Source organism: Pontibacter sp. HJ8, from assembly GCF_054824225.1.
In genome coordinates this window covers 1-1,214 of record NZ_JSYF01000580.1, presented here as the reverse complement: position 1 = coordinate 1,214, position 1,214 = coordinate 1, and the positions used below count along the sequence as shown (strand labels likewise).

Below are 1,214 nucleotides of genomic sequence, written 5' to 3'. Positions count from 1 at the left end.
AGTTGGCGAAAAAGATCGGGAAGGACAGGTATAGAAAACTTCTAACAAAGTCAAACTACGGCAATGCAGATGTGTCCATAAATGATCCGGACTTCTGGAACTATGGAAAGTTTGCCATATCACCTGCTAACCAAATTGAAATCCTGATTGGTGTTTACGAAGAAACCCTTCCTTTCTCTAAAAGATCATTTAAGGTACTGAAGGAAATAATGAAGGAAGAGCAAACTGATAGCTATACCTTAAGAGCAAAAACCGGCTGGACAAGAGACGGAGGGAAAGACACAGGCTGGTGGGTTGGATATGTAGAAAAGAAAGACAACGTATACTTCTTCGCTACCAGGCTCATAAAAGACCGCAGTTCGCCTCATCCTGATTTTGGATCCTGTAGAAAGGAGATTACAAAATCAGTCTTAAAGCAACTAAATATAATTGAATAGAAATGAACGCTTAACGTTAGCGCTCATGCCTGGGTAACTACCATTGACGTAGGGCTTCTGAAATGTTATAAAATACCTTTTTGCAAATGACTAGCACACGAATGGAAAGCACAATTGATCTCTGGATACAGGCCTTGCAGCATTATGAGTTAGATGTGCTGCAGGCAAAACCGGACGAGAGCAGCTGGTCGTTGGGGCAGGTATATATACATATTCTTGAAGACACAGACTACTATATCGAACAAATCGAAAGTTGCCTCACATATAGCGATAACCAGTCGGGGCAAATGACTGAATTTGCAACCAGGCTATTTTCAAATAATGAGTTTCCCGATGAAAGAATTGCAGGAGACCCCCATGCAAGCCAGGCTATACCTCAGCCCGTCAGTAAAACGGACCTTATCGAACGGTTTTCTTGCTTAAAGACCCGACTGATAGCTGTACGAAGTAAGGTGGTCAACAGCAACAGTACAGGGAAAACTAAACATCCTGGTCTAGGTTATTTTAGTGCGCAGGAATGGCTCTGGTTTTCTGACATACACATGCGCCATCATCTTCGACAGAAAAAGAGAATTGAAGATACGCTAAAGCTTCAGTAATAAAGAGCGTGCACCCAAACCGTCAACAGGGCGTTTCTAAAACAGTGGCCTGACGACACAAGCTCGACATCAATCTTTCCTCATCAACAGAACAAAGCTGGTGTTAAAGAAACACCTTGATTGTTGGCAGGTATTACTTATTTTAGGAAATAAAAAAGCTTTACTATTTTTTAAAGAT

2 protein-coding genes are annotated in these 1,214 nt (G+C 41.5%); both read left to right on the top strand.

All coding sequences use genetic code 11. The features are described from left to right. Window positions 1-437 (top strand): penicillin-binding transpeptidase domain-containing protein (locus OB13_RS19580; protein WP_461491872.1); only part of this gene is annotated, 437 nt, incomplete at its 5' end. Window positions 438-538: 101 nt separating this feature from the next. Continuing rightward, entirely contained in the window at window positions 539-1,036 is a 498-nt protein-coding gene (locus tag OB13_RS19575) for a DinB family protein (protein ID WP_461491871.1), read from the top strand. The last annotated feature ends 178 nt before the right edge of the window (window positions 1,037-1,214 follow it).

Bases quoted from the DNA above. Each gene is read 5' to 3' on its own strand.
- OB13_RS19575 (WP_461491871.1), top strand. From the start codon at position 539: ATGGAAAGCACAATTGATCTCTGGATACAGGCCTTGCAGCATTATGAG.